Origin of the sequence: Methanoculleus chikugoensis (genome assembly GCF_900095385.1) — an archaeon.
GTDB lineage: Archaea > Halobacteriota > Methanomicrobia > Methanomicrobiales > Methanoculleaceae > Methanoculleus > Methanoculleus chikugoensis_A.
Genome location: NZ_FMID01000060.1, coordinates 1 through 24,707, shown reverse-complemented (window position 1 = coordinate 24,707; position 24,707 = coordinate 1). Strand labels below are relative to the sequence as shown.

37 protein-coding genes are annotated in these 24,707 nt (G+C 62.1%); 33 read left to right on the top strand and 4 right to left on the bottom strand.

All coding sequences use genetic code 11. The features are described 5' to 3' along the window. Nucleotides 1–79 precede the first annotated feature (79 nt). Nucleotides 80–1,009: a galactose-1-phosphate uridylyltransferase gene (locus L21_RS11905; protein WP_074370677.1), complete on the top strand. Its 930-nt coding sequence runs from the start codon at nucleotides 80–82 to the stop codon at nucleotides 1,007–1,009. Between the two features lie 438 nt (nucleotides 1,010–1,447). On the opposite strand, the gene L21_RS11900 is transcribed toward L21_RS11905, so the two are convergent. Further along, complete coding sequence (locus L21_RS11900) at nucleotides 1,448–2,290, bottom strand: F420-dependent methylenetetrahydromethanopterin dehydrogenase (protein ID WP_074370676.1); 843 nt, start codon at nucleotides 2,288–2,290, stop codon at nucleotides 1,448–1,450. Between the two features lie 140 nt (nucleotides 2,291–2,430). On the opposite strand from L21_RS11900, the gene L21_RS11895 reads away from it, so the two are divergent. The 28 genes from L21_RS11895 to cmk all read left to right on the top strand — a co-directional run bounded on the left by L21_RS11895 (nucleotide 2,431) and on the right by cmk (nucleotide 18,384). Continuing rightward, nucleotides 2,431–2,835, top strand: a complete 405-nt coding sequence (locus L21_RS11895; protein WP_074370675.1) for a Tfx family DNA-binding protein — start codon at nucleotides 2,431–2,433, stop codon at nucleotides 2,833–2,835. A gap of 808 nt (nucleotides 2,836–3,643) precedes the next feature. Beyond that, nucleotides 3,644–4,657 (top strand): 50S ribosomal protein L3, encoded by a 1,014-nt coding sequence (locus tag L21_RS11890; RefSeq protein ID WP_074370674.1) that lies wholly within the window; start codon nucleotides 3,644–3,646, stop codon nucleotides 4,655–4,657. A gap of 6 nt (nucleotides 4,658–4,663) precedes the next feature. After that, nucleotides 4,664–5,413, top strand: a complete 750-nt coding sequence (gene rpl4p, locus L21_RS11885; protein ID WP_074370673.1) for a 50S ribosomal protein L4 — start codon at nucleotides 4,664–4,666, stop codon at nucleotides 5,411–5,413. Then, nucleotides 5,410–5,658: a 50S ribosomal protein L23 gene (locus L21_RS11880; protein ID WP_074370672.1), complete on the top strand. Its 249-nt coding sequence runs from the start codon at nucleotides 5,410–5,412 to the stop codon at nucleotides 5,656–5,658. The genes rpl4p and L21_RS11880 overlap by 4 nt, the downstream gene beginning before the upstream one ends. Nucleotides 5,659–5,669: 11 nt before the next feature. Further along, nucleotides 5,670–6,389 (top strand): 50S ribosomal protein L2, encoded by a 720-nt coding sequence (locus tag L21_RS11875; RefSeq protein WP_074370671.1) that lies wholly within the window; start codon nucleotides 5,670–5,672, stop codon nucleotides 6,387–6,389. Between the two features lie 10 nt (nucleotides 6,390–6,399). Then, nucleotides 6,400–6,813: a 30S ribosomal protein S19 gene (locus L21_RS11870; protein WP_074370670.1), complete on the top strand. Its 414-nt coding sequence runs from the start codon at nucleotides 6,400–6,402 to the stop codon at nucleotides 6,811–6,813. Between the two features lie 5 nt (nucleotides 6,814–6,818). After that, nucleotides 6,819–7,280 (top strand): 50S ribosomal protein L22, encoded by a 462-nt coding sequence (locus L21_RS11865; protein ID WP_074370720.1) that lies wholly within the window; start codon nucleotides 6,819–6,821, stop codon nucleotides 7,278–7,280. Next, nucleotides 7,280–7,984, top strand: a complete 705-nt coding sequence (locus L21_RS11860; protein WP_074370669.1) for a 30S ribosomal protein S3 — start codon at nucleotides 7,280–7,282, stop codon at nucleotides 7,982–7,984. Before L21_RS11865 ends, L21_RS11860 begins: the two co-directional genes overlap by 1 nt. Then, a complete protein-coding gene (gene rpmC / locus L21_RS11855) occupies nucleotides 7,985–8,188 on the top strand; it encodes a 50S ribosomal protein L29 (protein ID WP_048180205.1) in 204 nt (67 codons plus the stop codon). After that, the gene (rnp1, locus tag L21_RS11850) at nucleotides 8,185–8,457 is read left to right on the top strand and encodes a ribonuclease P protein component 1 (protein ID WP_074370668.1); all 273 of its coding nucleotides are present in this window, start codon (nucleotides 8,185–8,187) and stop codon (nucleotides 8,455–8,457) included. The genes rpmC and rnp1 overlap by 4 nt, the downstream gene beginning before the upstream one ends. A gap of 13 nt (nucleotides 8,458–8,470) precedes the next feature. Further along, entirely contained in the window at nucleotides 8,471–8,797 is a 327-nt protein-coding gene (locus tag L21_RS11845; RefSeq protein ID WP_074370667.1) for a 30S ribosomal protein S17, read from the top strand. Beyond that, nucleotides 8,794–9,192 carry a 50S ribosomal protein L14 gene (rpl14p, locus tag L21_RS11840; RefSeq protein WP_054847390.1) on the top strand — a complete coding sequence of 133 codons (399 nt, stop codon included), beginning with the start codon at nucleotides 8,794–8,796 and terminating at the stop codon, nucleotides 9,190–9,192. The genes L21_RS11845 and rpl14p overlap by 4 nt, the downstream gene beginning before the upstream one ends. Before the next feature lie 12 nt (nucleotides 9,193–9,204). After that, on the top strand, nucleotides 9,205–9,570 hold the full coding sequence (gene rplX / locus L21_RS11835) for a 50S ribosomal protein L24 (protein ID WP_074370666.1): 366 nt from the start codon (nucleotides 9,205–9,207) through the stop codon (nucleotides 9,568–9,570). Continuing rightward, nucleotides 9,570–10,298 carry a 30S ribosomal protein S4e gene (locus L21_RS11830; protein WP_074370665.1) on the top strand — a complete coding sequence of 243 codons (729 nt, stop codon included), beginning with the start codon at nucleotides 9,570–9,572 and terminating at the stop codon, nucleotides 10,296–10,298. Before rplX ends, L21_RS11830 begins: the two co-directional genes overlap by 1 nt. Then, complete coding sequence (locus L21_RS11825; protein ID WP_074370664.1) at nucleotides 10,295–10,798, top strand: 50S ribosomal protein L5; 504 nt, start codon at nucleotides 10,295–10,297, stop codon at nucleotides 10,796–10,798. The genes L21_RS11830 and L21_RS11825 overlap by 4 nt, the downstream gene beginning before the upstream one ends. A gap of 3 nt (nucleotides 10,799–10,801) precedes the next feature. Continuing rightward, entirely contained in the window at nucleotides 10,802–10,981 is a 180-nt protein-coding gene (locus L21_RS11820; RefSeq protein WP_054847393.1) for a 30S ribosomal protein S14, read from the top strand. Nucleotides 10,982–10,992: 11 nt separating this feature from the next. Further along, on the top strand, nucleotides 10,993–11,385 hold the full coding sequence (locus L21_RS11815; RefSeq protein ID WP_074370663.1) for a 30S ribosomal protein S8: 393 nt from the start codon (nucleotides 10,993–10,995) through the stop codon (nucleotides 11,383–11,385). 16 nt (nucleotides 11,386–11,401) lie between these two features. After that, complete coding sequence (locus L21_RS11810) at nucleotides 11,402–11,926, top strand: 50S ribosomal protein L6 (protein ID WP_074370662.1); 525 nt, start codon at nucleotides 11,402–11,404, stop codon at nucleotides 11,924–11,926. A 5-nt stretch (nucleotides 11,927–11,931) separates the two neighbouring features. Next, entirely contained in the window at nucleotides 11,932–12,366 is a 435-nt protein-coding gene (locus L21_RS11805) for a 50S ribosomal protein L32e (protein WP_074370661.1), read from the top strand. Beyond that, nucleotides 12,359–12,811, top strand: coding sequence for a 50S ribosomal protein L19e (locus tag L21_RS11800; RefSeq protein ID WP_074370660.1), 453 nt, complete (start codon nucleotides 12,359–12,361; stop codon nucleotides 12,809–12,811). Before L21_RS11805 ends, L21_RS11800 begins: the two co-directional genes overlap by 8 nt. Further along, nucleotides 12,811–13,338 (top strand): 50S ribosomal protein L18, encoded by a 528-nt coding sequence (locus tag L21_RS11795; RefSeq protein ID WP_074370659.1) that lies wholly within the window; start codon nucleotides 12,811–12,813, stop codon nucleotides 13,336–13,338. Before L21_RS11800 ends, L21_RS11795 begins: the two co-directional genes overlap by 1 nt. Before the next feature lies 1 nt (nucleotide 13,339). Further along, nucleotides 13,340–13,957, top strand: a complete 618-nt coding sequence (locus tag L21_RS11790) for a 30S ribosomal protein S5 (RefSeq protein WP_074370658.1) — start codon at nucleotides 13,340–13,342, stop codon at nucleotides 13,955–13,957. After that, nucleotides 13,957–14,418 (top strand): 50S ribosomal protein L30, encoded by a 462-nt coding sequence (locus L21_RS11785; RefSeq protein ID WP_074370657.1) that lies wholly within the window; start codon nucleotides 13,957–13,959, stop codon nucleotides 14,416–14,418. The genes L21_RS11790 and L21_RS11785 overlap by 1 nt, the downstream gene beginning before the upstream one ends. A 5-nt stretch (nucleotides 14,419–14,423) precedes the next feature. Next, on the top strand, nucleotides 14,424–14,849 hold the full coding sequence (locus tag L21_RS11780; RefSeq protein ID WP_074370656.1) for an uL15m family ribosomal protein: 426 nt from the start codon (nucleotides 14,424–14,426) through the stop codon (nucleotides 14,847–14,849). 21 nt (nucleotides 14,850–14,870) lie between these two features. Then, nucleotides 14,871–16,304 (top strand): preprotein translocase subunit SecY, encoded by a 1,434-nt coding sequence (gene secY / locus L21_RS11775; RefSeq protein ID WP_074370655.1) that lies wholly within the window; start codon nucleotides 14,871–14,873, stop codon nucleotides 16,302–16,304. Between the two features lie 332 nt (nucleotides 16,305–16,636). After that, nucleotides 16,637–17,212 carry an adenylate kinase gene (locus L21_RS11770; protein WP_074370719.1) on the top strand — a complete coding sequence of 192 codons (576 nt, stop codon included), beginning with the start codon at nucleotides 16,637–16,639 and terminating at the stop codon, nucleotides 17,210–17,212. Between the two features lie 6 nt (nucleotides 17,213–17,218). After that, nucleotides 17,219–17,839, top strand: coding sequence for a DUF106 domain-containing protein (locus L21_RS11765; RefSeq protein WP_074370654.1), 621 nt, complete (start codon nucleotides 17,219–17,221; stop codon nucleotides 17,837–17,839). After that, nucleotides 17,839–18,384: a (d)CMP kinase gene (cmk, locus tag L21_RS11760; protein ID WP_074370653.1), complete on the top strand. Its 546-nt coding sequence runs from the start codon at nucleotides 17,839–17,841 to the stop codon at nucleotides 18,382–18,384. Before L21_RS11765 ends, cmk begins: the two co-directional genes overlap by 1 nt. Nucleotides 18,385–18,876: 492 nt before the next feature. Here cmk and L21_RS11755 read toward each other — a convergent pair whose 3' ends face one another. From L21_RS11755 to L21_RS11745, 3 genes are all read right to left on the bottom strand, one after another. After that, nucleotides 18,877–19,521: a V-type ATP synthase subunit D gene (locus tag L21_RS11755; RefSeq protein ID WP_074370652.1), complete on the bottom strand. Its 645-nt coding sequence runs from the start codon at nucleotides 19,519–19,521 to the stop codon at nucleotides 18,877–18,879. Nucleotides 19,522–19,531: 10 nt separating this feature from the next. Next, entirely contained in the window at nucleotides 19,532–20,659 is a 1,128-nt protein-coding gene (locus L21_RS11750) for a V-type ATP synthase subunit C (RefSeq protein WP_074370651.1), read from the bottom strand. 119 nt (nucleotides 20,660–20,778) lie between these two features. Then, nucleotides 20,779–21,309: a GyrI-like domain-containing protein gene (locus tag L21_RS11745; protein WP_083608991.1), complete on the bottom strand. Its 531-nt coding sequence runs from the start codon at nucleotides 21,307–21,309 to the stop codon at nucleotides 20,779–20,781. Between the two features lie 170 nt (nucleotides 21,310–21,479). Between L21_RS11745 and L21_RS11740 the strand changes: the two genes are divergently transcribed. The 4 genes from L21_RS11740 to L21_RS11725 form a co-directional block, all read left to right on the top strand. Further along, nucleotides 21,480–22,472 carry a histone deacetylase family protein gene (locus L21_RS11740; protein WP_074370650.1) on the top strand — a complete coding sequence of 331 codons (993 nt, stop codon included), beginning with the start codon at nucleotides 21,480–21,482 and terminating at the stop codon, nucleotides 22,470–22,472. 41 nt (nucleotides 22,473–22,513) lie between these two features. Further along, nucleotides 22,514–23,098 carry a hypothetical protein gene (locus L21_RS11735; RefSeq protein ID WP_256713173.1) on the top strand — a complete coding sequence of 195 codons (585 nt, stop codon included), beginning with the start codon at nucleotides 22,514–22,516 and terminating at the stop codon, nucleotides 23,096–23,098. A 158-nt stretch (nucleotides 23,099–23,256) separates the two neighbouring features. Beyond that, complete coding sequence (locus L21_RS11730; protein WP_074370649.1) at nucleotides 23,257–23,823, top strand: hypothetical protein; 567 nt, start codon at nucleotides 23,257–23,259, stop codon at nucleotides 23,821–23,823. After that, a partial coding sequence (locus L21_RS11725; protein ID WP_143727300.1) for an energy-coupling factor ABC transporter ATP-binding protein occupies nucleotides 23,813–24,707 on the top strand: 895 nt, incomplete at its 3' end. The genes L21_RS11730 and L21_RS11725, both read left to right, overlap by 11 nt.

The window sequence follows — 24,707 nt, the reverse complement described above, 5'->3', positions numbered from 1 at the left end:
CGCAACGCCCCTGGGCATCCTCTCCGCAATTCGGACAGGGTATTATACGCTCGGCGCGCCAACCGGAGTATGAAGGGCCATGTTCACCACCCGCGAGATCGTGACGGAACGGGGAATTCTCCAGTACCGTCGGGAGTCTCTCACCGGCATCCGGTGCCGGATCAGTCCCGTCCGGGTTGAGAGGCAGATCGACGCTGCTCCTGCCATGCCCTCATCCCGCGAAGGTTGCCCCTTCTGCCCCGGTGCTATCGATACGTCCACCCCGACGTTCGAGGACGGTAGCCGGCTCCGGTGCGGGGAGAGCGTGACGTTCCCGAACCTCTACCCGTTCGCCGGGCGCCACGTGGTTACGGTGATCACGGCCGATCACGGGCCCGGCCGGTTCGATGCGAGGTGTCTTGCGGACGCCATATCCGGAACGGCAAAGGCCCTTGCTCGGTCTCCCGGATATGCAAGCATCAACTGGAATCACCTCCCGTCGGCGGGTGCGAGCATCGTCCACCCGCACCTGCAGGGCATCGCCGATGCGGAGCCCACCCGCCTTGCGGAGCTCTATATCTCCGGCGGCCGCCGCTATCTCGCCGATCGCGGCCGCCTCTACTGGGACGACCTCGTGGAGCGCGAGCGTTGCTCGGAGCGGTTTCTCTTTGAAGACGAGATCTTCTGGTCGGCGAACCCCGTTCCCCTCGGCGAGCGGGAGGTGCGGGGAATTCTCCCGATATCGACGCTTGACGACCTCGAACCGTATGTCGAACCGTTGGCCGGGGGTATCCTCCGGGTCGTCGACTTTTACCGGAGCCTCGGCACCCACGCCTTCAACGCCTCGATCTTCTTTGATGCCCCCGGAAAAGCCGTGCAAGGCCTCCGTGTCTTCTGTTCCATCATCGCACGGTTGAACCCGAACACCTTCTCCATGTGCGACTCGGCGTTCATGGAGCGGCTGCACCTGGAGCCGATCATCCTGACGCTCCCCGAAGACCTCGGCGCACTCTTCCGGGCGAGAAAGTAAGGTTTGTTGAGTATCTCCGGATTTACTCATACGCCGACGGCTCACGCGAAGGAACTGTCATTCTCGCTTTGGGCTTCGCGTGCGGTATCGATTGTTGATAGTGATACAGCCTCACGCGAAAGACGCGAAGCCGCGAAGGGATGTTGCAGCATTTTTCTACTGAACTTCGCATTCCTCACACCTCCGGTGCTCACGCTCCGGTTCTTACGAACCATCGCGCTACGAACCGTCGCACGTCCCGGCAGTCGCGTTCCGGAAGCCACACTTCGCGTGCGTCGACAGTAGAGGCTGAGGGTGCGGCCTCACGCGAAGTGCGAGGCGCCAGCATAGAGATGGCTCTTAGGAACATGGATGCCGCTTCGCAGTCAGGGGACAGACGGCACCCTCTCCAACGGGTGAGACCCTCTACAAAACTCGAAAAAAGAAGTGGTGTTGGGTTTACTCGGGCTTGCTGATGAGCGCAGTCTTCGAGACGATCTCGCCGGTCTTCTTGTGCGGCTTCCTGATGACTCCGTCCATAGCCTTCTCGAGGTCGCGTGCTTCCTCGCAGAGGATCATGGCCTGGCGCATCATCTCGTGAGCGCTCGAAACGATCGGGATGTACTTCTCCCACTCCTTCGTCATGAAGCAGCCCTTGACGTTGACACCCGCGACCGACTGCGCGATCTCGTAAGCTGCACGGGCCTTCGCGAGCGCGTAGGGGTTGGTGAACTCGCCGTCGACCGCCTTGTCGGAGGTCATGACGACCTTCGGCAGCACGAGGTCCGCGCCCTTCTTGCCTGCCTTCACCTGGTCGATGACCTTGTCGAGTTCCACCTGCATCTTGCGGAACGCGCCGGTGATGGCGAGGACCTTGACGAGGTTCCCGTTGTAGTCCGCCATCTCGATCGGGTCGAGGAACTCACGGCGGGCGCCGATCATGGCGTCGGCCTTCATGATGATGTAGCCGAAGTTGCTCGCCTTGAGCGCTTCGAACTGCTCCTTCTTGGTGGTGACGTCGTCGGTGATGACGATGCAGGGGATTCCGGCCGCTGCAAGGTCTTCACGGGCCTGGGTGGGTCCGGGAAGGACGCCGTTCGGGGAAACGACGATACAGAAGTCCGGGCCCCATGCCTTCATATTGCTGACCACACGGTCGATATCCTCGGGCTGCAGCTTCGTGCCGGAGGTCGCCATGAAGGTGATCATGTCCTCACGGTCTGCGCGCTCATCGAGAAGAAGTTCGCCCATTACACCGCTGGCAATATTTCCCAGTTTTGCAATTCCAACTTTTACAACCACTTTAACACCTCTCAAAATTTGAGAACACGATAGTATCGCCAAGTTCTCATATAAACGTTTTGAAATGCCCCGAAAATTTCGTCCAATGACGGGATGGGTTAAGGGAAAGTGTTTAAGTTTGCACTGCTCATATATATTTGATGAAGCAAGGTCTGCTCACCGATCGCCAGAAGGAAGTGTTGCGCTACCGGAAGAAAGGGTTGACGCAGCAGCAGATTGCGGAGATCATCCATACCTCGAAAGCCAACGTCTGCACCATCGAAAAAGCTGCTATCGAGAACATCTCGCGCGCACGCGAGACGCTCGAATTCCTCTACACCCTTGACGCCATACACCTCTGTACGCTGAAAAGCGGCCTCGACCTGCTCAAGGCCCCCGAACTCATCTATGCCGAAGCTGAGAAACAGGGATTGAAGGTCAAATACGACACGATATCGCTCATAAACAGGCTTCGGGATGCAAACCCCGAGCGGTTCAGCGGGAGACAGGTCCGCGAGGACGTTGAGATCTATATCAACAAAGACGGCGATCTCTACTTCGGGTGATACGGTTTCGTGGGCGCGCACACGGGCTCCGTGCGGGAGCGGGAGCACCGCGGGAGCATGCCTCGCGCCCACCTGTCATGAACGCAGTCAGTGCAGCCCTTCATTCATCCCCCCGACCGCTCAGTCAGGCGAACCGGTGCCGCGCCTGCGGCGCTGGAACGGTTTGTGCAGAATCCTGAACGAGCCGATAACAAGGTTTATATCTCATTTTAAGTAATGTTTAAGAAACCGCTCTGCACGGTTCCGCCCGGATCCGGGGGACATCCGGCACCGTAAGTGCCTCTGATTCCCGAGATCGGTTCTCATATCGCATGTATGCGAATTGAGGACTCGCGGCGGGGGGTGCAGGAGGTAAGAGACAAGGTCGAACCCTCCTCACGGAGGGCCGATGTCGATACGGAGTTGTGCTCGTCACAACGGGATGACAGGAGCTGGATCTGATCGAGACGCTGGGCCAACGCCAGTGCAGCGCGCCCGGTTCCGGGAAGAATCTTCCCGGGAGCGTCAAAGAGTCAGGATCTATTGGCGACGACTGGAATGCACCCGGTGCACACCGGGACGGCAGCAGAGAGATCGGTCGAGGCGCACGGAGACGAATGTCTCTGTGCCTTCACGTTCCGCTGCCTCCATCAACTGTTTCCCTTACGCTACGGCAACATGGCGTGGCGTTCGATGTCCCGCCCCATCCGGGTTCGCCAGAGGGTTTACCGTGCCGGCACGTCCGGTACGGGACCCGGCGCACGCATCGCACTGCGGTGAACCTGCAGTCGATGCCGCACGCTACAACGCATGAAGGGTTGATTGACAAATGCCGAATTTACACAGACCACGCAGAGGATCCCTCGCGTACAGCCCGAGAAAACGGGCAAAAAGCCCGGTTCCCCGCTACGGTTCATGGCCGGAGTACACGGGAACCCCGGCTGTGCAGGGGTTTGCAGGCTACAAGGTGGGAATGACCCACGTCATCATGGTCGATGACCACAAGAGCAGCCCCACCGAAGGCAAGGACGTGATGGTGCCGGTGACCGTGGTTGAGGTCCCGCCCATGCGGGTGGCCGGCGTGCGCGCATACGGTGAAGACACCTATGGAAAGCACGCGCTGACCGAAGCGTGGACAACCGATCTCGACGAGGAGTTGTCCCGCCGGATCAACGTCCCGAAGAACCACGACACCGCCGCCGCCCTCGACGCCATCAAGGCCGCCGTCGGCGAAGGCAAGGTTGTGGAACTCTACGCTCTGGCCTACACCCGCCCGATGGAACTCACCGGCGTCCCGAAGAAGGTCCCCGACCTGATGGAGATGCGGATCGCCGGCGGAAGCCTCGACGACCAGATCGCCTACGCCGCCGAGGTCCTGGGCAAAGAGATCACCATCTCCGGGAACCTCGATGTCGGCGAGTACGTCGACGTCACCGCCGTCACCACCGGTAAGGGCACGGAAGGCCCCGTCAAGCGGTGGGGCGTCCAGGTCCGGAAGCGGAAACACTCCCGCGGCGGCAAGAAGCGCCACATCGGCAACCTCGGTCCGTGGCATCCGCACCACGTCAGGTGGCAGGTGCCCCAGATGGGCCAGATGGGTTACCAGCAGCGCACCGAGTTCAACAAGCGGATCTTGAAGATCGGCACCGACGGCGACGAGATAACACCGGCAGGTGGGTTCCTGCACTACGGTCTCGTGCGCGGCCCCTACGTGCTGATCAAGGGCTCCGTCCCGGGGCCGAACAAGCGGCTGGTCCGGATACGCTCCGCGATACGGCAGGGTGAACACACCGTTCGCACGCCGACGATCAACTTCGTCAGCGTGCAGACTCAGCAGGGGTGAGCAGCGATGAAGGCACAGGTTCGAACACTGACGGGCGATATCGCCCACGAGATCGATCTCCCGGAGATCTTCGACGAAGAATACAGACCCGATCTGATCAAGCGGGCAGTCCTCGCGCTCCAGAGCACCCGGTTCCAGCCGCACGGGACAAACCCCTACGCGGGCATGCGCACCTCCGCAGAGTCCTGGGGCAGCGGCCGTGGTGTCGCCCAGGTTCCCCGCCTGAAGAACGGCAGCAGGGTAGCCCGGGTTCCGCAGGCAACCGGCGGGCGCGCAGCGCATCCCCCGAAGGTCGAGAAGATTCTCGTCAAAGAGATCAACAGAAAAGAGAAACGCAAAGCGCTCCGGTCCGCCGTCGCCGCCAGCACCTACACCGACCTCGTCAGGGGACGCGGGCACCTCTTCAAGGGCGACCTCCCGCTGGTCTTCGAGGACCGGTTTGAGGAGATCACCCGCACCGGCGACGTCATCGCGGCGCTCACTGCGCTCGGTGTCTATGCCGACGTCGAGCGGGCGAAGGGCAGCCGAAAGGTCCGTGCGGGGCGGGGCACCATGCGTGGCCGCCGCTACAAGCAGCGCACGAGCGTTCTGATCGTCACCGGCGGCGAACCGCTCCGGGCAGCCCGGAACCTCGCGGGCGTCGATGCCGTTGCGATCGACCAGCTCAACACCGAACTCTTAGCACCCGGCACGCAGGCAGGACGCCTGACGGTCTGGACGGAATCTGCAATCAGGAGACTGGAGGAGTTCTCATGAAGCTGAAATACCCGTTCGTTACGGAAAAAGCAACGATGATGCTCGAAGGCGAGAGCAAACTCCAGTTTATCGTGCAGAGGAATGCCACGAAGCAGGAGATCAAGCGCGAGCTGGAATCGGCCTTCGAACAGGAAGTGGCCAACGTCCGCACGATGATGACCATGAAAGGCGAAAAGAAGGCCATTGTAACGTTTGCGGACGAGAAGGCGGCTGAAGAGATTCTCAGCCGACTGGGAATCATGTAAGGTGAGTGACGATGGCACATAGAATCATAGCACAGAGCCGTGGAAAAGGCGGCCCAACCTACCGTGCACCGTCGCACCGGTATAAGGCAGCACTGCGGCACGCAGGAACGAGCGACGCTCTGGTCTCCGGAAGCGTCGTCGACATCGAGCACGACCCGGCCCGCCACGCACCGATCGCTCTCGCCAGACTTGAGAGCGGCGAGAAGGTCTACGTCCTCGCCACCGAGGGTCTCGGTGTCGGGGATGCGGTCTCCTGGGGCACGGGGGGCACGGTGAAGAACGGCAACACCCTGCCGCTCCGGGAGATCCCGGTCGGCGCATACGTCTGCAACATCGAGGCCAGGCCCAACGACGGCGGCAAGTTCGTCCGTTCGAGCGGTGTCCAGGCTCTCGTCATCGGCAAGGCCGATGACGGCAGGGTCGGTGTTCGGATGCCGAGCGGCAAGAACAAGTGGTTCAACGGTGCCTGCATGGCAACCGTCGGAATCGTTGCCGGCGGCGGACGGGGCGAAAAACCGTTCGCCAAGGCAGGAAAGAAGCACTTCCACGTCAGGTCCTCTTCCGAGAAGTGGCCTCGCGTCAAGGGTGTCTGCATGAACGTCATCGACCACCCGTTCGGTGGCGGTGGGCACCAGCACTGCGGACGGCCGAAGACCGTCGCCCGTGGCACGTCCCCGGGAAGGAAGGTCGGGCATGTTGCCGCCCGGAGAACCGGCAAGTGGAAGAAGTGAGGGGTGAAGCATGGCAAAGAAGATACAGAAGAGAATGCCGCGGCGCCGCGAGGAGTTCACCTATCGCGGTTACTCCGTTGCGGACCTGCAGCAGATGGCTCTCTCCGAGCTGCTGCCGCTCATGCCGGCCAGGGCACGCAGGAAGTTCGACCGGGGTCTCTCCCGGGAGCACGAGAAACTCCTCGCCGATCTCCGGTCGGGGGATGAGCAGATTCGCACCCACCTGCGTGACATGATCATCATGCCCGAGATGCTGGGGAGAACCATCGAGATCCATAACGGAAAGGAGTTCCAGAAGGTGGAGATCCAGCCCGAGGCGGTCTTCCACTACCTCGGGGAGTTTGCACTGACCCGGAGAAGGGTCTCTCACGGCAGCGCCGGTATCGGTGCGACCCGGTCGAGTAAGTACGTACCGCTGAAGTGATGGACATGGCAAGAACAGGTTATTCAGCAACGATTGAGGGCGAGAACGTCGCTCGCGCAAAAGCGAACGAACTTCCCGTCTCTCCCAAGCACTCGATCGAGATTGCCAGGTTCATCCGGAACATGACCACCACCGACGCAAAGGCGTACCTTGCCGACGTGGTGGCGCTGAAGAAGGCCATCCCCTTCAAGCGGTTCAACCGGAACGTCGCCCACAAGCGGGGGCTCTCGAAGTGGCCCGCCGGCCGGTATCCGGTCAAGGCTGCAGAAGCCTACATCAAGCTGCTTGAGTCCGTCGAGAAGAACGCCGAGTACATCGGCCTCGACACTGAGAAGCTCCGGATCGACCACGTCGCCGCCAACACCGGCCGTGGCCTCCGGGCATTCTTCCCGCGTGCGATGGGTCGCGCTACTCCGAAGCGCAGGGAGACCGTGAACATCGAGATCGTCGTGACCGAGGTGGCGTAATGGCAATCGAGAAGAAATTTATCACTGACGGCGTGCGCAACGTCCGCGTCGAGCAGTTCCTCACGAAGGAACTCAAGCGGGCAGGATACGGCGGCATGGATATCACCCGGACGCCGCTCGGCACCCAGGTGACGATCTTTGCGGAGAAGCCCGGTATCGTGATCGGCAAGGGCGGCAAGCAGGTTCGCCAGCTGACGCAGGACCTTGCCACCGGCTACGATATCGAGTCCCCGCAGGTGGAGGTCCAGCAGGTCCAGAACCCCAACTTCAACGCCCAGATCATGGCGGAGAGGCTGGCGAACGCTCTCGAGCGCGGCTGGTACTTCCGGAAGGCCGGATCGAGCACGATTCGCCGGATCATGGAGTCCGGTGCGCTCGGCTGCGAGGTCATCGTCGCCGGGAAACTGACCGGTGCGCGGTCGCGGACCCAGAAGTTCACCGAGGGCTACATCAAGCACTGCGGCGAACCCAGCGAGACGATCGTCGAGAAGGGCTATGCGGTTGCGATCAAGAAACTCGGAACTATCGGGGTTCAGGTCAAGATCGTCCCGCCGGATGCACGGCTGCCCGACACCTTCGACGTCCTCGAACCCGAGCCGAAGCAGGCTCCGGCGGAACCCATCGAGCCCGAAGAGGTCGGTGAAGAGGTCTTCGAGGAAGAGTTCGAGGAGACCCCCGGCGAGGAGTACGAGGAGGAGAGATAAATGGCAATCTTTCGGGCGCGTGAAGTGAAACAGCTCTCCGACACCGAGCTCCTCGAGCAGGAGCAGAAACTCTCCCTCGAACTGATCCAGGAGCGGGGGAAAGTCAGCGCCGGCGGTGCCACCGAGAACCCCGGAAGGATCCGCGAGGTCAGGAGGACGATTGCGCGCATCCGAACCGAGCAGAACGCGCGGAGGAACGCATGATCTCTCCCCAGAACGTCCTTCGCCACGAGTTGATCGGGCTGGACGTTCTGGTGGTCCGTGCGAGCAACCCGGGTCATGCCGGGGTATCGGGTCGCGTCACTGATGAGACCCGAAATACCCTGGTCATCATGACCGGGCGGGGAGAAAAGCAGATACCAAAACGGTTCAGCGTGTTCCGCTTCCGGCTCCCCGACGGCACGACCGTCGACGTCGACGGGTCGAGCCTCGAAGCACAGCCGGAACGGCGAATCGGCATGCGCATCAGATAAACGAGGATGAATAATGGCACGAAACATTGGGTTAGACGTTCCCATTCCTGAAGCGGAATGTGAGGACGCAAATTGTCCGTTTCACGGCACTTTGCCGGTACGCGGCCAGGTGATTACCGGCAAAGTCGTGAGCGACCGTATGAACGGTAGCGTCGTTGTGGAGCGTGAGTTCCTCCACTACGTCAAGAAATACAAGCGGTACGAGAAACGCAGATCCCGGTACCATGCCCACAGCACGCCCTGCATCAACGCTGGCGTGGGCGACGTGGTCCGGATCGCGGAGTGTCGTCCGCTCTCGAAGACCAAGCACTTCGTTGTGGTCGAGGTGATGAAGGAATGAAGGCGATGCAGGCAAAGATTCCGCGCGCCCTCGCCACCGGCTCCAGGATGGTCTGCTCCGACAACACCGGCGCACGGCTCGTGGAGGTCGTCTCGGTCGACCGTTACCACGGCGTCCGCCGTCGGCAGCCCTGCCTGGGCATCGGCGACGTCGCGACCGTGAGCGTCAAGAAAGGCACCCCCGACATGCGACGGAAACTCGAGAAGGCAGTGGTCATCCGGCAGAAGAAGGAGATCCGCCGCCCGAACGGTGTCCGTCTCTCGTTCGAGGACAACGCCATGGTGCTCATCAACGATCGCGGCGAGCCGAAGGGAACCGAGATCAAGGGGGCTGTCCCCCGTGAGATCGCGGAGCGTTTCCCGAAGATCGCCTCCATGGCGACGACAATCGTGTAAGGTGTGGTAAGAATGGTACGCATAGTTAGCAAACAGCCGAGAAAACAGCGCAAGGCGCGTTACAACGCACCGAACCACACCCGGGGCCGTTTCCTCTCCGCATCGCTCTCCCCTGAGCTCCGCGGGAAGTACAACAGCCGGAGAACCCGTGTGGTCAAGGGCGACACCGTGAAAGTACTCCGTGGAGACTTTGCCGGCGACGAAGGCGTCGTCGATGCGGTGGACATGAAGACGTGCCGGCTGGTCGTGCACGGCGTGATGGCGACGAAGGCGGACGGAACCGAGGTTCCCCGGCCGGTCGATCCCTCGAACGTGCAGATCACGAAACTCAACCTGAAGGACAAACTACGTGAGGAGAGGCTCGGAGGCGGAGCATAATGTCCAAATATCTCAAGCGGCTGGTAGCGCCGGAATCCTGGCATATCCCGAAGAAAGTACAGAAATTCGTCATGAAGACCGCTCCCGGCCCCCACAACGCCGACGCTCTGCCGATCGGTGTCTGGCTCCGCGAGCACATCGGTCTCGCACAGAACGCGAGCGAGGTCAGAAAGATCCTGCACCAGCGGGACATCATCGTCAACGGACGGGCCTGCAAAGACCCGCAGATGGGCCTCGGTGTCTTCGACATCGTCTCGATCCCGAAGCTCGGGAAGCACTACCGCATCCAGTTCGATGTACGGGGTAACCTGAGCGCCGTCGAGATCCCGGCGGAGTCCGCAAAGACCCGGCTCTGCAAGATCCGGAACAAGACCACGGTCAAGGGCGGCAAGGTCCAGTTGAACCTTGCGTTCGGTGCGAACATCCTCGCCGACAACACCTACCGGGCAAAGGATTCCGTCGTCGTGACCCTCGGGACGGACGGCGAAGACCGGTTCAGGATCGTCGACCACTTCCCCTTCGCGGAAGGCAACATGGCCACGATCGTCGGCGGGAAGCACTCCGGCAAGGTCGCGAGGATCGTCGAGATCGTCAAGACGGCAAGCTCCGTCCCGAACCGCGTCATTCTCGCGGACGACTCGGCCGGCGAGCGGTTCGAGACCATCGAGGAGTACGTCTTCATGGTCGGCCGCTCCGCGATAGCACCCGAACTGGAGGCCCTGGCATGACCGCGATGAAGGATATCTACATCGACAAGGTCGTCGTGCACATGGGCGTCGGGGAGAGCGGCGAGCGGCTGGTCAAGGCGGAGGATCTCGTGAAACAGATCACCGGCCAGAAGCCCGTCCGCACCATCGCGAAGCGGACCCAGCCGGCGTTCGGTATCCGGAAGGGCGCACCCATCGGGTGCAAGGTCACCCTGCGCCGGGAGAACGCCGAGAAGTTCATCACGACCGCCCTCGACATCATCGAGCGGCGGCTTGCTCCTTCGCAGTTCGACCGGACCGGGAACGTCTCCTTCGGTATCGAAGAGCACACCGACTTCCCGGGCATGTCTTACGATCCGACAATCGGGATCTACGGTATGGACATCAACGTGGTGCTCGAGTACAAGGGCGTGCGGGTCGCACGGAGAAGCGTCGAGCGCAGGAAACTGCCGGTCGACCAGAAGGTGAACAAAGAGGAAGCCATCGCATTCATGCGCGAGCGCTACCAGGTGGAGGTGTAAGGAATGGCGGAAGAGTCAGGAGCGCCTGCATCGGGCGAGAACGTACGGAAGTTCGGCCGCGGCGCGAACGAGTGCCGCATCTGCGGCCGGAAGCAGGGCCTTGTACGGAAGTACGGCATCTACTTCTGCCGCCAGTGCTTCCGCGAGTGGGCGAGCAAGATGGGCTTCAAGAAGATGAACTAGGGGTAGAGAATATGGCACGACTGAATCCAATCGCAGACGCGATGAGCACGATCAAGAATGCCGGAGACGCTGGAAAGAACGAGGTTATTGTAGAACCCGCCAGCAAGCTTCTCGGCGCAATGCTCCGCGTCATGCAGGAAAACGGCTTTATTAGCGGCTTCGAGTTCATCGACGACGGCCGCGGCGGCCAGTTCCGGGTCCAGCTCTCTGGAACGATCAATAAGTGTGGCGCCATCAGCCCCCGGTTCCCGGTGACGATGGCTGATATGGAATACTGGGAGTCGCAGTACCTCCCCGCGAAGAACTTCGGCATCCTGATCGTCTCCACCTCGAAGGGAGTTATCTCTCATGCAGAGGCACGGGGCGAGGGGATCGGCGGGCAGCTGCTGGGCTACGTCTACTAAAAGGAGGGAGATGAGTATGGCAATAACACGACAGGTCGAGATCCCTCCCGGCGTTGACGTCACGCTCGACGGCGGTGTGCTTACGGTCTCCGGACCGAAGGGCACGCTGGTCCGCGACATGCGCTTCCCGCAGATCGAGATCGCGGTCGAGGGTGACAAGGTCGTCGTCTCCACGGCATCCGACAAAAAGCGGATCCTTGCCATGACCGGCACGCTCGAGGCGCATGCGAAGAACATGATCCGGGGTGTCGTCGACGGCTACGAGTACCGGATGAAGGTGGTCTACAGCCACTTCCCGATCCAGCTCAAGCAGCAGGGCAACCGCCTCGAGATCAATAACTTCCTCGGCGAGAAACAGCCCCGGATCGCAAAGATCATCGAGGGTGTCACCGTCAAGCTTGGAAACGACGAGGTAACGCTCACCGGTATCGACAAGGAGAAAGTGGGCAACACGGCCGCAAACATCGAGCACGCGACCAGGATCACGAAGCGCGATCCGCGGGTGTTCCAGGACGGCATCTACATCACTGAGAGGGCGTGAAAACAATGGACGAAACAAGAAAATTGATCCGCGTCCGCACCCGGCACAACAAGCCCGCCTTTAAGCGGCGGGGCCTTCACCGCAAAGTGAAACTTGCAGATGTCTGGCGGCGTCCGCGCGGTCTGCAGAGCAAGCAGAGGCGGCAGTTCAAGGCGAAGGGTGCCCTCCCCCGGCCGGGATACGGGGCCCCCGTCGCAGTTCGCGGCATGCACCCGAGCGGTTATGCGGAGGTGCGGGTCTTTACACCGGCGGATCTTGTCGATCTGAATCCCGAGACCCAGGCCGTCCGGATCGCCGGATCCGTGGGCAACAGGAAGCGCGGAGCAATTCAGGAGCGGGCGCTGGAACTCGGGCTCAAAGTCCTGAACGCAAAAGACCTCACTCCCGCGGCTGAGGTACCTGCCGCAGCCGAAGAAGAAGAGGTGAACGAGGATGAGTGATCTCGCCAACCAGAAGCGAATGGCGGCTGCCATTCTCAAGTGCGGGATCAACCGTGTCTGGTTCGATCCCGAGCGGCAGGCCGATATCGAGGGAGCGATCTCCAGAAACGACCTGCGCGAGCTTATCGGGGAAGGCGCGATCAGAGCGCACCCCGCGAAAGGGAACAGCCGCGGCAGAGCCCGTGTCCGGATGGCAAAGCGTTCCTACAGCCACCGGAAAGGCCCGGGCCGCAGGAAGGGTGCCGCCGGCGCACGGAATGCCGGCAAGCGGGTGTGGATCCGCAAGATCCGGGCACAGCGCCGCACTCTGCGCGAGATGCGTGAGGAAGGTACAATCGACCGCGGTCTCTACCGCCTGATGTACCGGCGGGCTTCCGGAGGCCAGTTCCGGAGTGTGTCGCATCTTGCGGCTCAGATTGAGATTACGGCAGGGAGGATGAAATAATGGCAACCGGCCCAAGATACTTCGTGCCCTTCCGGAGAAGGCACGAGGGCAAGACCGACTACTACAAGCGGATGTCGCTCCTGTCGTCGGGGACGCCGAGGATGGTCGTCCGGAAGACGAACCGGCAGATCATCGTACAGCTGGTCGTTCCCGAGACCGAAGGGGATCGCACCCTGGTGGCCGCATACTCGACCGAACTCGCCGGCTACGGCTACGAGGGATCGAATGCGAGCACCCCGGCGGCCTACCTGACCGGTATGCTCTTCGCGGTCAAGGCGCTGAACGAGGGGTATGACGAGGCAATCCTCGACATCGGGCTTGCCCGGGCAAAACCCGGAGCGCGGGTCTTTGCCGCTCTCAAGGGAGCGGTGGATGCGGGTCTCGACGTCCCCTACGGCGAATCGATCCTCCCCGATGAAGAACGGCTCAAAGGTGCCCACATCGTGGAGTTTGCTCCCGAGCAGGCGGGCGACCTGGTAGCGAATGTAGAGGCTACGGCTCTGGCCATCAAGAAGGAGCTGGTGTGACATGGCATACGTACAGGAAGAATGGATTCCGCTCACCGGTCTCGGGCGCATGGTCGCCGCAGGCGAGATCACCAGCATCGATGAGGTGCTCGCGAGCGGCAGGCCGATCAAGGAGCCGCAGATCGTCGATCTCCTCCTGCCCGATCTGGAGGACGAGGTGCTGGACATCAACATGGTCCAGCGGATGACGGACTCGGGCCGCCGTGTGAAGTTCCGCACCGTCGTGGTGGTCGGCAACAGGAACGGTTACGTCGGGTTCGGCCAGGGGAAGGACGTCCAGGTCGGCAACGCGATCCAGAAGGCAATCGCAAACGCAAAACAGAACCTGATCAAGGTCTCCCGCGGCTGCGGGAGCTGGGAGTGCGGCTGCGATGCCGCTCATTCGATCCCGATCGAGGTGACCGGGAAGTCGGGCAGCGTCAAGGTGACGCTGAAACCCGCCCCGCAGGGTATCGGTCTCGTGACCGGGGATATCCCGAAGAAAGTCCTGACGCTTGCAGGCATCAAGGATGTCTGGGCGTTCAACCGGGGGCAGACCCGGACGACCATCAACTATGCCAAGGCGACGTTTGAGGCGCTCAAGCAGACGAACATGGTTCGGATTGGAGGGACGGAGTGATGTACGCGGTAGTACAGGTGCGCGGCGTCGTCAACACCAACCGCGAGATCAAGGACACCCTGAAGATGCTCCGCCTGCACCACGTGAACCACTGCGTCCTCGTGCCCGATACGCCTGCGTATCTCGGCATGATCCGCAAGGTGAAGGACTTCGTGGCGTACGGTGAGGTGGACAAAGATACTCTGGCCACCCTCCTGCGTACCCGGGGCAGACTGACCGGGGACGAGAAGCTGACCGACGAATACGTCCGCGCGCATACCCCGTATGCCGATATCGGTGAGTTCGCGGCAGCACTCTGCAACGGCGAGACGAGCTTCCGTGATCTGGTGGAGATCAAACCGGTGCTGAGACTACATCCTCCGCGAAAGGGCTATAAAACCATCAAGCGAACCTTTCAGCAGGGTGGAGCTCTCGGCTACTATGGCCCCCAGATCAACGATCTCCTCTACAAGATGAGGTGAGACTGATGCCCGTAAACAAGAGATCCAAATACAGGGGTTCACGGACCTGCGGCGGCGGTACGCACAAGAACCGGCGTGGCGCCGGCAACAGGGGTGGACGGGGTAGAGCCGGGCAGCGCGATCACCGCTTCTCTCACTTCTACCTGAAGGGCGAGATATCCAACGGTAAGCACGGCTTTATCAGCAAGACTTCCGTGCCGGTATCCGCCCTCGATATCGGTGAGATCGACCAGATGGCCGAAGCACTGCTTCGTGAAGGACTTGCCACCCAGGAGGGCGATCTCATCGCCCTCGACGCCGGCGAACTCGGCATCGATAAGGTGCTCGGCGGTGGAAGAGTCACCCACAAAATGAGTATCTCCGCCCGGGAGTTCTCCGAACGCGCCCGGGCTAAAATCGAGGAGATGGGCGGTCAGACAACGACCGCTTGATCTTCTTTTTCAGGTGAAACTATGGGAGATCTGCTGGATAGATTTGAACCCATCCTTGCAGCGATGCCTGCAGTCAGAGGGCCGGATGGGCACGTCCACTTCAAGAATAAACTCATGTGGACGCTTGCGATTCTGCTCCTCTACTTTGCATTGACCAACATCAATATCTTCGGGCTCTCTCCTGAGTCGCAGGATATTTTCGGATTGTATCGTGCCCTGCTTGCCGGTGCGAGCGGTTCGCTTCTGCATCTCGGTATCGGGCCGATCGTCACCGCGTCGATCGTGCTGCAGCTACTCAAGGGTGCCGGACTCCTGCAGATCGATACCAGTGAAGCACGCGGGCAGGTCATGTATATGGGCCTGCAGAAACTGCTCATCTTCGTGATGATCATCGTCGAAGCGTTCCCCATGGTCGCGAGCGGGATGATGATGCCCGACGCGACGGTGGCCGCGCAGTTCTTCGGCGGCAATATGTTCACGGTCTCGCTCCTGATCTTCCTCCAGGTCTGCCTCGGCGGGCTTCTGGTGGTGCTGATGGACGAGGTCGTCACCAAGTGGGGTGTCGGTTCGGGCGTGGGGCTCTTCATCGTTGCGGGGGTCTCGCAGGGTCTCGTGAACGGGTTCCTGAACTGGCAGACGGGCACCGATCCCTTCCCGATCGGGTTCTTCCCGCGGCTCTTCGCCATAGGTACCTCGGGAGCGAACTTCCTCGAGTACTTCGGCACGGATCTCCTGGCCCTGATCACGACGATAGCCATCTTCATGGTCATCGTCTACGTGGAGTCGACCCGTATCGAGATCCCGCTTGCACATACCGCCGTCCGCGGCGCCCGTGCGCGGTTCCCGGTGAAGCTCATCTATGCGAGCGTTCTGCCGATGATCCTCGTCCGGGTGCTGCAGGCGAACATCCAGATGATCGGGATGTTCCTCTCGAACGCCGGGATAACGATCTTCGGTGAGTTCCAGGGGCAGGTGCCGGTAAACGGCCTGATGTGGTACATCGCGCCGATCAACGCCCCGCAGGACTGGATGTGGTGGCTCTCCGAGCTCGGGCACGCACCGTGGGAGATCATGCTGCGTATGGGCATCGACATCACCGTCATGGTGGTCGGGGGCGCAATCTTCGCGCTCTTCTGGGTCAAGACCGCGGGTCTCGACTCGAAGGACGTGGCCCGGCAGATCCAGAGAAGCGGGATGCAGATCCCCGGCTACCGGCGGAACGCCCAGGTGCTCGAGAAGTATCTCGACCGCTACATCCCGCGGATCACCGTCATCGGCGGTGTCTTCATCGGCCTTCTCTCGGTCGTCGCGAACCTCTTCGGTGTGGTGGGCGCGGTCGGGGGAACGGGTCTGCTGCTTGCGGTGAGTATCACCTACCGCCTCTACGAGGAGGTCGCAAGCCAGCAGATCATGGAGATGTACCCGTTCATGCGGTCGTTCTTTGGGAAAGAGTAAGTTCGGAGGCCTGACCCGGAGGTCAGGCCGGAGAAGTTACTCTTGGAGAAGCGACGCATCAGCGTTCGCTTCGACTAAGGGTGAGTCCTGAAGCGTTGCCCGAATGGCAGCGCTGGAGGAGTTGCTCCGGGAGAAAAAGGTGCATCAGCACCTTTTTCGACTGGGATAATCCCTCTTTTGACGGGGTTAACCCTTTTATCCTTCCCCAAAAACCGCACAGAACCCATTTTCTACCCGGGATCACCCGGGCTCGAAGCAATTCCGAAAGGCATTACTCTTTCAGGCACGGATTTATCTGAATAGCGAATGATACCCTAACGGGAGTGATAAAGTTGGGAAAGAAAGTTGTCGTGACGGGGGTTCCGGGTGTCGGAAAGACCACCGTCATCAATGGCGCGATGGAGAGGCTGGCGGCCGAAGGCGTTGAGTATACGGCCGTCAACTTCGGCACGTTCATGTTTGAGGTTGCCAAAAAGGAGAATCTGGCCGCGGATCGCGACGAGATGCGCAAGCTCGAGAAAGACGTCCAGAAACGCCTTCAGCAGGCGGCTGCTTCGGGAATCGCCGCCGTGAGCGCTGATGCGAACATCATCATCGACACGCACAGCAGCGTCAAGACCCCGACGGGGTTCCTTGCGGGGCTGCCCGAATGGGTGCTCCGCGAGTTGATGCCCGATATCGTCGTGCTGGTGGAGACCGACCCCGACCAGATCCTGCTGCGCCGGCTCGGCGACGCTTCGAGAACCCGCGACATGGAAGGATACCGCGCGATCGCCGAACATCAGGAGTTCAACCGCGCGGTCAGCGCGGCATACGCAATGTACACCGGCTGCACCATCAAGATCGTCCGGAACGAAAACTTCCTGCTCGAACAGGGTATCGACGACCTGGTGAGTGTGCTGAGGTAACCTGATATGGTGGACCTGAAGAAGCACGGACCAACGATCGCTCTCCTCTTTACCATGCTCGTGATGCTCTCATACGGCATCGAGTGGATACGGGTGACGGTCGGCCTGGCGATGGACGCAGTGCTGGGTCCCTTCATCGACACCCTCGGGGTGCCGTTCTTCGTCATGATCCTGATCCTCTCCAGTATCACGGGTCTCTACTCCTCGCTCGTCCAGAAGTACACCATCGACTACGAGAAGATGCAGGAGACGCAGGCGAAGATGAAGGTGTTCCAGAAGGAGTTCCGGGAGGCCCAGCTCTCCGGGGACGAAAAGAGAGTCAAGAAACTCCAGGGAAAGCAGGAGCGGATGATGCAGGACCAGCTGGATCTCTCCCGGCAGCAGTTCACGCCGATGGCGATCATCCTGGTGCTCTCCGTGCCGATCTTCTTCTGGCTTCTCCTGCGGCTCCCCGAAGTCGGCACACCGGTCGCCATCGCAAGCGGCATCGTGATGCCCTTCTTAGGAGCGGTCAGCCTCTCGGAGATGGCGTTCTGGATCGTCCCGGCCTGGATCCTGTGGTACATGATCTGTTCGCTGACCGTCAGCCAGGTGATCCGGAAGTCCCTCAACATCGGAGGGCTCTGATGCGGATCACCATCAGCGGCCCGCCGGGGAGCGGCACCACGTCGCTCGCCCGCTACCTTGCCGGGAAGCACGGGCTCGCCCTCATCTCCGCGGGGGAGGTCTTCCGCCAGCTCGCGAAGGAGCACGGCATGGAACTCGCCGAGTTCGGGCAGTTCGCAGAAAGCGATCCTTCGGTCGACCGGATGATCGACGCCCGGCAGAAGGAGATCGGGGAAGCCTCCGACAACATCATCGTCGAAGGGAGGCTTTCGGGCAGGATGGTCGAGAACGCCGATCTCCGGATCTGGCTTTCCGCATCGCTCTCCTGCCGGGCAAAACGCATTGCGGGGCGCGACGGGATGGATGAGGAGGGAGCCCGGATCTATACCGAGAACCGGCAGCGTTCGGAATCGACCCGCTACCGGAACTACTACGGTATCGATATCGACGACCTCTCGCCGTACGACATCGTCCTCTCGTCAGGGACCTTCGGCGTGGACGCCCTCGGCGCGATTGTGGATACCGTGATCGCGTGCCTCGCCAGACAGCGCGAAGGCGCTCGTTAGCGAAAGACACTTCATCTTATTTTTATCCGGTTGTTGCCTCTCGTAGTGCTGTGGGTGCCCCGGGCCTCGACTGCGCTCACGCTCGTTCCCGCGACGAATACAGGTTCCAGCTGCATAACTAGGTGAAAGCATACCGGTCAATTCCTGCACGATGGGGGGCGGGCGGGAATGACAACAGGCCGCCTCTTACGCGACAGAGACGGGGGAGGGGAGCTGCTCCCCCCTCCCCGTCGGCCCCACCCCCAATGGCGATACCCCCATGGTCCACTGCACGAAGAGATGCTGGAGATGGGTGGCGCCCCGATTCGGCCTGGAGAACACGGCTTTCCAGGGGATATCGCCACGCACTGCCCCCGCCCCGAGGGGCGGGGGAGGAGCGCGAAGCGCGGGTGGGGTGGGGGTTATGAAGGGAGAGAGCGAAAGACTCCTGACTCATCACACCCCAAAGCGGCGACCTCCCCCTGAGCCCAAACGGTGGGACGAAATCGTCCATCAAAGCCCGGTGCCCCTCTTCGCCTTTATCCTTTTGATGCGCCGGAGCCGTGTCCACTCCTGCCGCTCCATCTCGTCGCGCTGGTCATCGATGAACCGGCGGAGCTCCGTGAGTTCCGGGATGATCTTGAACTCCAGCGCGTTCACCCGCCGCCGCGTCTTCTCGATCTCGTCGAGCAACCGTTTGACTCCTCCTTCGAGTTCGGCGGTCGCAATGATCGCCATCAGGAGTTCCTCGTAGGCGTCGGCTGCGTCGTCGATGACCGACGATGTCCCGAGGATGCCGTAACCGCGCTGGTCGAGCGTCTTTTTCACCATCACCGGTTCGAGATCCGGGAGCCGCACCCCGAAGACGTTCCTGTGTCCGGCAGTACAGGATGGACTGGCCTCCACCGAGAGCGCTGCAAGGAGCACTCCCGTCGCCCCCTCCATCATGGTGGCGACCGCCGCCATCTCCCGTGCCCCGGCGTACTTCTCCTCGAGTGCCCGGCGCTCCCGGGCGGCCTCTTCAGTGAGCCTGACCAGTTCCAGCATCATGCCGTCGAGTTTCATCGACAAAAGCCGGTGCACCCTCTCTGCGAGCGCCAGCCGCCGCCTGACGATCAGGAGGCCGGACCGGGTGGGTTTGATATCGTCGACCGGCATGATGCCTCTCCTACAGGACGATGTACTGCCATATCCGCTCGGGCGCGAGATCGAATGCTTTTCCCCGTGCGATTGCCCGCAGATTCGCGACCTCGTACTTCTTCCGCTCAAGGTAGGCAAGCACCGGCAGAACCGAGAACGGGTGCCGCCGGGAGAGGGCCTCCAGGTGGTGGAGCCTGACGCGGGTGACTGCCATCTCGATCTCGTGAACGGGCCTCCTGCGCCGGTGCCATCGCTGCCAGACCAGTTCTGCGGCGTCAACACTCGCGAAGTTCGGATCCTGGCGGAGTTCGCGCACCGCCTGGGTGAGAACCGGGACGATGTCGGTATCGAGGAAGATACTGACGAACTCCCCTTCCGTCTCAATGCCGTAGAGCCTTTGGAAGAGGGTGATGGGGATACGGCCGCCGGGGATCATTGTCCGGTCGATGGTCGCGATATCGCATGCCTCTTCCGTGCAGTGGAGCCGGAGGAGGTTTCTCATGTTGGTGATGTCGATCTCGAACCGGAGGTAGGCGTTCAACTCCTGGCACCCGCTGCACCCGATTGCGGCAAGACCGAGCAGGCCGGCATAGTATTGCCGGTAAAGGTCGTCCTCGATCCGGGCAAATGCGCCCGTCTCACCGCAGATCCGATAGTAATCCGCAAGAACCGGATAGAGCCGCCAGCCCTGGAGCGCCTCGATGGCCTCGCCGCAGTTTGTGAAGTTGAGGAGGCGGTCGAGGAGCGGACTGTCGAGTTCCCCCGCCGGGACGAGGAGGTCGCGGATCCGGCGGCGGGGTATGTCGTGAATCGTGCCCCGCAGGATCGCCATGACGTTTGCGATGTCCCACCGGTTGAGGTATTCCCCGGCCAGGGTATGCAGGTCGCCGGGAGCGATCGCCATGGCGTGCCGGAACGACTGCGCCAGGTTGCGGTTTACCGCCGCCTCGATGAGCTGGGCGCCGGAAAAGTCGTGCACGAGATCCAGGATGTTCTGCCGGTACTCTTCCTGCTTGCTGAGATGAGTGACGATCTCCGGTAAGCTCATCTGCATGATCCGCAGGTACTCTTCACGGGGAAGGAGCGTCGTCCTCCTTACCCGGAACCGGGTGCAGGCGTAGATGCATGAGGGGGAGGTCACGCCCAGCGGGGGCATGCACCCCCATTACCGTTTCCTGCTATAAATGCGCACCCGGTTGAGGTCGGGGGCGGTGAGGGCGGCCGCGAGGATGGCGCAGGCAGGCCCGGCCGGCGATGCAGGGCCTAGAGGCACCGCTAGCAGCCCGGGGCGACCGGATGAGGTGTCGGCCTCCTTCGGAGAACTGGATGGGGGATGTTTGAGGCTTGCAGCACCGGCATGACGATCATCGTCAACAGTTCGCTCTCCGGGTACTCCGGCCCGTTGTAATAGTGCTCGTAGACGGTGCCGACGGGCTGGAGCCCGTTCTTCTCTATCCAGCCCGCCATCTCCTCGTACGTCGGCGCCATATCTCGATATGCGCCGCGGTACATGCAGAAGACGAATTTGCCTTCCGGGATGGAGCCCGATCGAATGTCTCCTTTCTCCGGCAGCACCTTCGGTACGGGAAATCCCATCTCTACATCGAGGTTCTGCATATCCATGTTGTGATATGCCACATACGGGACGTCTGAGAGATGTTCTCCGAGTTCCTTCAGGTAATCGGCCATTCTGCCGTAACCCCCGCCAATCAGCATCGGCAGATCTTCGACCTTTGCCCGGGTGCGGATCGACAAGGTAGGTTGCTCTCTCTTCTGCAACAGTTCAATGTTCGATACTCTCGGCATCTTACTTCTCCAATCCTCCCGGCGCGTCTATTTACCCTGTAAGCGGTCCGGGCTCTCTCTTCTCAGTCGATGATTCCATCTCGCTCTTCAAATACTTTCTGTCGGTGGGCCGCTCTCCGCCCGCGCAGATAAGATTCATATCCCGTGCCGACAATCCGCCTCCGATCGCCATGCCCTGCTCGATCGTGACGGGGGATCTCTTTGCCGGCCACGACGCGCCCGGCCATCCCGAGTGCCAGGCACGTCTCGATGCGGCTCTCGCCGGGGTGCCGGCCGGCGCACGCCGCATAGCCCCGGAGCGGGCGACACCTGAGGACCTCGCACGGGTGCACACCGGGCGGCATATCGAAGGGATCCGCTCGTTCTGCCGGGAGTGCCCCCCGGGCCGGGCCCGTTACCTCGACCCGGACACCTACGTCACCTCCTGTTCCTTCGACGCGGCCCTCTATGCTGCCGGAGCCGCATGGCAGGCGGTGGAGCGGGCGCTTCTGGGCGAGCACTCTTTCGCTCTCGTCCGCCCGCCGGGGCACCATGCCGCACCCGATCGGGCGATGGGGTTCTGCCTCTTCAACAACGCCGCCGTCGCGACGGCACGGGCGCTCCGTGAGGTCGACCGGGTGGCGATCGTGGACTGGGACCTGCACCATGGGAACGGCACACAGACGATCTTTTATGGGAGCGACCAGGTGCTCTTCTGCTCGGTTCACCAGGCGGGGATCTTCCCCGGCACCGGGTGGCCGGAGGAGCGGGGTGCCGGTCCGGGCGCGGGATATACCGTCAATGCGCCCCTCGAAGGGGGTTCAACCGGCGCCGACTACGCACTGGTCTTTCGCGATGTCTTTGTTCCGATGCTCCGGCGGTTCGACCCGGAGGTCGTGGTGGTCTCGGCAGGCCAGGACGCGCTCTTTGACGACCCGCTCGGTTCGATGCAACTCCGGCCCGAAGACTTCGGCGCGCTGACCGGGATGCTCGTGGACGCGACATCTGCATCTCTCGCCCTCGTGCTCGAAGGCGGTTACGGCCGGTCGCATGCGGAGGCGATCGGGGCGATCCTCGCCGCCCTCGACGGAGCCCGCTTCAGTCCCGTCGGCGGCGGGGCGAAGGCAAGCACCCGTCACCTCGTGGAGGCGTATGTCGGCCGCCGGCATGCCGTCCCGCTCTGACGTTGATCAGGTTCATCTCCTCCCGGGTCGATCGGATGACCATGAACCGCATCTTCGATCGGATCCTGATGATTACGGGTGCTCTTCTCCTCCTCGCCCTTGCCGCCGCACCGGCGGTCTTTGCCGTCGCGGTGTACCCGGGAAGCGAGGTGACGCTCACCGGAACGAGCACGGGGAGCGATACCGTCTATCTCTTCGTGACCGGCCCGAACCTCCTGCCCGCCGGCGGGCGGCTTGACGATCCGCATACGGCCGTGCGTCCGGGAGATCCGGGGAGTTTCACGAGGGTGACGGTCGGTAGCGACGACCGCTGGACCTACCGCTGGAGGACGGGCGAGGCCGGGCTCGACCCCGGGACGTACACCGTTTACGCCGTGGAAGCGCCCGTAGACCGCCGAAACCTCTCGGGCCACGGTTATACGACCATCCCCGTCACCTTCGGCTCCCCACCGGGAGTTCCGGCTATGGGAACCGCCGTGCCCGCCACCTCGCCCGCGGAGACGCCGACGGCTACGGTGCCGGCGACTACGCCCTCTCCTGCCCCGACGACAGCAGCACCCCCCTTCGCCGCCCTCATGACGGCCGGTGTGGCGGTTGCTGCGGCTATCCTCTTCCTGCGGCGCTGACCCGCCCGGGAGAGGCTCTCCGATCCCAAAAATATATATCCATAAATGCACTATTTTGTACAATAATGTTCTGTAGCGTCGGGGGCGTCCCGCCTCCGTCCCGCTGCACGTCCCCCTCCTGATCGCTCGTCGAACCCCAATAGTATGAGATTGATACCATGAAATCGAGAGATATTGCAATCGTCGGCATACTCCTTGCCATAGGGGCCATCATCAGGTACATGTCCCTCCTGATCCCCGGCCCCATCGTATCGAACCTCGTGATCGCCTTCTACTGCCTCGCCATCATCCTGATCGCGCCCACGTTCCGCGAAGCGCTCGGGATTGGCGTCGTAGCGGGCGTCGTCTGTGCGCTTCTCAGCCACTCGATCTTCCCGCCCGCAAACCTCGTCAGCGAACCCATCGGTGCGGTCGTCTGCCTCGGGGTCTACCTGGTGCTGAGGGACCGGTTCTTCCTCGCCCCGGCGGTGACGACGCTTCTTGCCACCTTCGCGAGCGGGTTCTCGTTCATCCTCATCGCCATCCTTGCCGTGGCCCCGACCGTCCTTGGAAAGTTCGGGACCTTCGAGGCGTTCCTCGCAGTCACCGTGCCGATCGTCCTGATCACGGCGGGGGTCAACGCCGTCGTCGCTCAGGCGCTCGAGATGCCCGCATCGCGGGCACTGATGCGGGGAGCCCGAGAGAAGGCCCCGGGACGGGATGCGAGGCCGGTTGATGAGTCCTGAGACCGGCCGGGAGACCGCCTTCTCCCTCCGGGGGGTCTCCTACACCTACCCCGGGTCGGAGACGCCGGCGCTCAACGGGATCAGCCTCGCTATCGCGAAAGGGGAGATCGTCTTCGTCACCGGCCCCACCGGGGCGGGCAAGACGACGCTCTGCCTTGCGGCGTCCGGCATCCTCCACCACGAGTACGGGGGCGTGCTTGAGGGTACGGTCACCATCCTCGGAAAGAACGTCCGGGACTACCGGAACATGGGCGAGATCGGGAGAGGCGTCGGCGTGGTCTTCGACGACGCCGAAGCGCAGCTCATCTTCACGACCGTCGAGGAGGAGGTCGCATCCGGGCTCGAGAACCTCGGAATCCCCCGGGAGGAGATGGAGCAGAGGCTCCGCGCGGTGATGGAGGCGACCGGGATCGCCGATCTCGCGGACCGTGCCCCGCACACCCTCTCCGGGGGGCAGAAGCAGCGGGTCGCCATCGCCGCGACCATCGCGCTCGGCACGAAGATCCTGATCCTCGACGAACCCACCGCCGAACTGGACGCTGAGGCGACCGCCGCCGTATCCACCCTCCTCCGGAGGCTTTCCGGGGAGGGCACCGCCGTGCTCATCGTCGAGCAGAAGATCGGCGACCTCGCCGCCATCGCGGACAGGATGGTCGTCGTCGAAGACGGAGCGATCGCAAGGGTCGGGTCCCCCGCCGAGATGATGCAGGAGCCCGTCCGGGAGCACCCGCCGGCCGGCAACGTCCGGCTTCCCGCACCGGCGGCAGCCTCCCCGGGAGTCCCCGTCATATCCGTCCGGGGGCTTGTCCACCGCTACGACGGGGTCGCGGCCATCAGGGGCCTCGATCTTGAGATTGCTTCCGGGGAGATCGTGGCCGTGGCCG